This window comes from Streptomyces alkaliphilus (genome assembly GCF_014141535.1).
Taxonomy (GTDB): Bacteria; Actinomycetota; Actinomycetes; order Streptomycetales; family Streptomycetaceae; genus Streptomyces; species Streptomyces alkaliphilus.
Genome location: NZ_VKHT01000272.1, coordinates 1 through 5,663 on the forward strand (window position 1 = coordinate 1; position 5,663 = coordinate 5,663).

Consider the following 5,663-nt stretch of genomic DNA (forward strand, 5'->3'; position numbering starts at 1 on the left):
GGGCCCCGGCGGCCCCGCTCCCCCGGGCCTCAGACGGTCCAGGCGGGTTCCAGGTCGATCACGTCGCCGGCGAGGGCGGCCAGGTCGGCGCCGGTACCGGCACGCAGCACCAGACGCTCCACCCGGTCGGTGCGGTACTTGGCCCGCTCGGCGGCCGAGTCCCACATGGACAGGACGAGGAACTCGCGGTCCGCCTCCGCCTCGGCGAAGACCCCCCGCACCATGCCGGGGCTGCCGGCCATCGCGGGGTTCCAGACCTTTCGTTGCATGAGCGAGAAGTGTTCGGTGCGGTCCTCGTGGACGCGGCAGTGCGCCACCCGCAGCAGATCCACGTCGGTGAAGCGCGGTTCGAAGCCCATCTTGACGTCGAAGCGGTACTCGAAGAGCCGCACCCGCGCGTCCCGGTGGGTGCCGACCTGGGAGGACGCCAGACGGTCGTGGGAACGCGCCATGAACGAGTCGTAGAGCGCGCGGCTCTCCCAGAAGCAGAAGACGTGCGCCACTCCCGGATCGCTTCGGCTCCAGCCCCCGCCCTGTCCGCGGAAGCCGGGCTCACCGAGGAGTCCCGCCCACTTCCGCTGCCCCCGCTCGAAACCGGTCCGTTCGACGACGTTGCAACGAATCCACTTGACCAGCACCGCGCCATCGTACGGCCCCCGGGGCCCGGTGGACGTCGGACCGGGCAAGCCCGACGGGCGCGCGCCGGCGCCCCGGGCGCCCGCCCGGGGCGGCGGGGCCGGTCTCCCGGTCCCACCGCCCCGACACATCGTTCACCCCGAGGGGTGCCCGCGATCAGCTGCAGCCGCTGGTGGAGCCGCAACCCTCGCAGATGTAGCAGCTGCCGGCCCGCTGCATCTTGGTGCCGCAGGAGAAGCACAGCGGGGCGTCGGCGCTCACCCCCATCTGCATCTCCACCAACTCGGCGTTGGTGCGGGCCTGGCCGGGCGCCGGGCCTTCCTCCCGCACCGGCTGCCGGTGGAGCACCGGAGAGGTGGGCGCGGCGGGCGCGGCGGGCGCGGCGGGCGCGGACTGCGACAGTCCCTCGACGTCGACCTCGGTGTCATCGGCACCGGTGGCCTCGTAGGAGCCGGTCTCCAGGTGGCGACGGCGCTCCTCGGCGGTGTGGATGCCCAGCGCGGAGCGGGTCTCGAACGGCAGGAAGTCCAGCGCGAGACGACGGAAGATGTAGTCGACGATCGACTGCGCCATCCGGACATCGGTGTCGTCGGTCATGCCCGCCGGCTCGAAGCGCATGTTGGTGAACTTCGAGACGTAGGTCTCCAGCGGCACGCCGTACTGGAGGCCCACGGAGACGGCGATGGAGAAGGCGTCCATCATCCCCGCGAGGGTGGAGCCCTGCTTGGACATCTTCAGGAAGACCTCGCCCAGCCCGTCGTCCGGGTAGGAGTTGGCCGTCATGTAGCCCTCGGCGCCGCCGACGGTGAAGGAGGTGGTGATGCCGGGACGTCCCTTCGGCAGCCGCTTGCGCACCGGGTGGTGCTCCACCGTCACCGGGGCGGCCGGGGCCTCGGCGGGAGCGGCGACGGCCACGGCGCCGGTGCCGGTGCCGGTGCCGGTGACCGCAGTGGTGGTCGGGGTGCCCGTGTCACCCTTCTTCTTCGCCGACAGCGGCTGACCGACCTTGCAGTTGTCGCGGTAGATCGCCAGTGCCTTCAGGCCGAGCTTCCAGCCCCGGAAGTAGATGTCCTCGATCTCCTCCACCGTCGCGGTCTCCGGGACGTTGCAGGTCTTGGAGATGGCGCCGCTGAGGAACGGCTGGGTGGCGGCCATCATCCGCACGTGACCCAGCGGGGAGATCGCGCGCTCGCCCATGGCACAGTCGAAGACCTCGTAGTGCTCGGTCTTCAGGCCGGGGGCGTCGGTCACCGAACCGTTCTCGGCGATGTGGGCGACGATCGCCTCGATCTGCTCGGTCGGGTAGCCCAGGCGCTTGAGCGCCATCGGCACGGTGGTGTTGACGATCTGCATCGACCCGCCGCCGACGAGCTTCTTGAACTTGACCAGGGCCAGGTCGGGCTCGATGCCGGTGGTGTCGCACCCCATGGCCAGGCCGATGGTGCCGGTGGGGGCGAGGACGCTGGCCTGCGCGTTGCGGAAGCCGTTCTTCCCGCCCAGTCGCAGCACCTCCTCCCACGCCTCGGTGGCGGCGTCCCACACGGGGGTGTCGAGGTCGTCCATGCGGGTGGCGACCGCGTTGGCGTCGGCGTGCTGCCGCATGACCCGCAGGTGGGAGTCGGCGTTGCGGGCGTAACCGTCGTAGGGGCCGACGACGGCGGCCAGCTCGGCGGAGCGGCGGTAGGCGGTGCCGGTCATCAGCGAGGTGATGCCGCCGGCCAGGGCGCGCCCACCGTCGGAGTCGTAGGCGTGGCCGGTGGCCATCAGCAGGGCGCCGAGGTTGGCGTAGCCGATGCCCAACTGGCGGAAGGCGCGGGTGTTCTCGCCGATCTTCTCGGTGGGGAAGTCCGCGAAGCAGATGGAGATGTCCATCGCGGTGATGACGAGTTCGACCACCTTGGCGAAGCGCTCGGCCTCGAAGCTCTGGACGCCGTTGCCGTCGTCGTGGAGGAACTTCATCAGGTTGAGCGAGGCGAGGTTGCAGGACGTGTTGTCCAGGTGCATGTACTCGCTGCACGGGTTGGAGGCGCTGATGCGGCCGGACTCCGGGCAGGTGTGCCAGTGGTTGATCGTGTCGTCGTACTGAATGCCGGGGTCGGCACAGGCCCAGGCGGCTTCGGCCATCCGCCGGAAGAGCGCCTTGGCGTCGACCTCCTCGATGACCTCGTTGTTCAGCCGACCGCGCAGGCCGAACCTCGCGCCGTTCTCGACGGCGCGCATGAAGTCGTCGGTGACCCGTACCGAGTTGTTGGCGTTCTGGTACTGGACGGAGGTGATGTCGTCCCCGCCGAGGTCCATGTCGAAGCCCGCGTCGCGCAGGGCTCGGATCTTCTCCTCCTCCTTGACCTTCGTCTCGATGAAGGCCTCGATGTCGGGGTGGTCGACGTCGAGCACGACCATCTTCGCGGCGCGGCGGGTGGCGCCCCCGGACTTGATGGTGCCGGCGGAGGCGTCGGCGCCGCGCATGAAGGAGACGGGGCCGGAGGCGTTGCCCCCGGAGGAGAGCAGTTCCTTGGAGGAGCGGATGCGGGAGAGGTTCAGGCCGGCGCCGGAGCCGCCCTTGAAGATCATCCCCTCTTCCTTGTACCAGTCCAGGATCGACTCCATGGAGTCGTCCACGGAGAGGATGAAGCAGGCGCTGACCTGCTGGGGCTGCTTGGTGCCGACGTTGAACCAGACCGGGGAGTTGAAGCTGAAGATCTGGTGCAGCAGGGCGTGGGTCAGTTCGTGGTCGAAGATCTCGGCATCGGCCGGGGAGGCGAAGTAGCCGTGCTCCTCGCCCGCCCGGCGGTAGGTGCTCACGACCCGGTCGATGAGCTGCTTGAGGCTCGTCTCGCGCTGGGGGGTGCCGACGGCGCCGCGGAAGTACTTGCTGGTGACGATGTTGACCGCGTTCACCGACCAGAAGTCGGGGAACTCCACGTCGCGCTGCTCGAAGTTGACCGAGCCGTCGCGCCAGTTGGTCATGACGACGTCGCGCCGCTCCCACGCCACCTCGTCGTAGGGGTGCACGCCGGGGGTGGTGTGGATGCGCTCCATGCGCATGCCCTTGGGGGCCGCGCCCTTGCCTCCGGACTTGGTCCCCTTGCCGCGTGAACCCCGTGCCGAACCGCTCGTCGTCTCTGTCATGCCGCCTCCCTCGTCGGGCGAAACGCCCTGGTGTGCCCGGCTCCTGCTCCGGGACACTGATGTACTTCGGTGCCGTGGCGGGTGTCCCCGCGCACGACCGGCACCGGGGTCCGGGACGCTCCTCGCGTCGTCCCGCCCCGGCGTCGCCGGCTGGTCGATCACGTCCGCACGCCGGTGATCACACCGCGTGTCCGTCCGGACGGGTCAAAGGGCCCGAGCCCGGGCCGGCCCACCGCACGGTGGGGTGCCTCCGGGGGCCTCCCCGTCAGCCGGTCTCCGCGGGTGGACGCTCCCCGCGCAGTTCCTCGATGGCCGCCTCGAAGTCCTCCGGGCTGTCGAAGGCCCGGTAGACCGAGGCGAACCGGAGGTAGGCGACCGCGTCCAGCTCCCGGAGCGGGCCGAGTATGGCCAGGCCCACGTCGTGGGCGGACAACTCGGCCCGGCCACCGGCCCTCAGCGCCTCCTCGACCTGTTGGCCGAGGCGGTCGAGGGCGTCCTCGGTGACCGGTCGCCCCTGGCACGCCTTGCGCACGCCCGCGATGACCTTGTTCCGCGAGAACGGTTCGGTCACCCCGCTGCGCTTGACCACCATGAGGGCCGCCGTCTCCAGCGTGGTGAAACGCCGGGAGCAGTCGGGGCACTGGCGGCGGCGCCGGATGGTGGTGCCGTCGTCGGCCGTTCGACTGTCCACGACCCGACTGTCCGGATGACGACAGAAAGGGCAGTGCATCGCGACCGCTCCCCTTCCGATGTGGTGCCCGATGTGGTGGACCCGTCGATCCGGTGGCGGTTCCGAGCGGGTGACGCCGGGCTTCCCCGGCGATCCCCCGGAGGACCGCGCGACGGTTCCGCAAGGGCCGAAAGGCCCCCGTGGAACGCTCCCCAGCATAGGCGATCCGAGACCCGGATGAGACCTCGGGACCACAATCCCTGGGGAGTCGCGAGCCATCTAACCACTAGATCTGGGGGGCTCGGGACCGACACGCGGGCGACCACGGAGTGCCGGACGTCACTCTTACGGGGCCGTTCACACGCCTCTCCGGCTCCGACGTGCGGAGATCACCGGGCGCACCGGAACGAGTGCGGGAACGAGTGCGCGACGGGGTGGCGGGCGGCGCCGCGGACCCACTCGGGATCCCCGCGCCCGACGGCGGGAACCGACCGGACCGGCGACCGCGATGGGACGCGGACGACCGGGCGAGAATACGCCGGCTCACCGCGCCCCCCGGAACCCGGGTCCCGGGGGCGTGATCCCTCGAGGGCGCGCACCGACCGCCGGGGACCCGATCCGCGGCGGAGCCACGAAGTCCAACCCCGTCCCGGACCGGTTCGACCCCGCCCCCGCGCGCCACGGGGATCGCCGGGGATCGCCGGGGAGGATGGGACCGCGCGATTTCACCGGAAAACGGAATTCCTTACACCGTCGACCGTGGTCTCTTCAGTGGAATCGCCATATTTCACTCGAACGTGTGTTTGGCGCAACCTTTCGATACCCCATAGCGTTGACCGGCCAGGGAGTACGCACGAGAGGGGCGACATGACCACCGCAGCAGACAACACCATCACCGCGCCGCCGGGGGCGGGCCGCGCCGGGGAGGCTCCCGCCGGGCGATCCCTTCCCGGTCGCCCGCCGGGTATTCGGGCGGACAGCAGCGGACTGACCGAGCGCCAGCGGCGCGTCATCGAGGTCATCCGCGACTCCGTCCAACGCCGCGGCTACCCGCCCTCCATGCGGGAGATCGGGCAGGCCGTCGGACTCTCCAGCACCTCCTCGGTCGCGCACCAGCTGATGGCCCTGGAGCGCAAGGGCTTCCTGCGCCGGGATCCGCACCGTCCGCGCGCCTACGAGGTGCGCGGCGCGGAGACCCCCACCCCGCAGCCCTCGGACACCTCCGGCC

The 5,663-nt window shown here is 70.7% G+C and carries 4 protein-coding genes; 1 reads left to right on the plus strand and 3 read right to left on the minus strand.

What is annotated here, in order from left to right:
* Positions 1-29: 29 nt before the first annotated feature.
* The 3 genes from FNQ90_RS10940 to nrdR all read right to left on the minus strand — a co-directional run bounded on the left by FNQ90_RS10940 (position 30) and on the right by nrdR (position 4,495).
* Positions 30-638, minus strand: coding sequence for a YdbC family protein (locus FNQ90_RS10940; protein ID WP_143618222.1), 609 nt, complete (start codon positions 636-638; stop codon positions 30-32).
* Positions 639-792: 154 nt separating this feature from the next.
* A complete protein-coding gene (locus tag FNQ90_RS10945; protein WP_182606195.1) occupies positions 793-3,765 on the minus strand; it encodes a vitamin B12-dependent ribonucleotide reductase in 2,973 nt (990 codons plus the stop codon).
* A gap of 265 nt (positions 3,766-4,030) precedes the next feature.
* A complete protein-coding gene (nrdR, locus tag FNQ90_RS10950) occupies positions 4,031-4,495 on the minus strand; it encodes a transcriptional regulator NrdR (RefSeq protein ID WP_143618226.1) in 465 nt (154 codons plus the stop codon).
* A gap of 807 nt (positions 4,496-5,302) precedes the next feature.
* Between nrdR and FNQ90_RS10955 the strand changes: the two genes are divergently transcribed.
* The coding region (locus FNQ90_RS10955) for a LexA family protein (protein ID WP_456115094.1) at positions 5,303-5,663 on the plus strand (361 nt) is incomplete at its 3' end.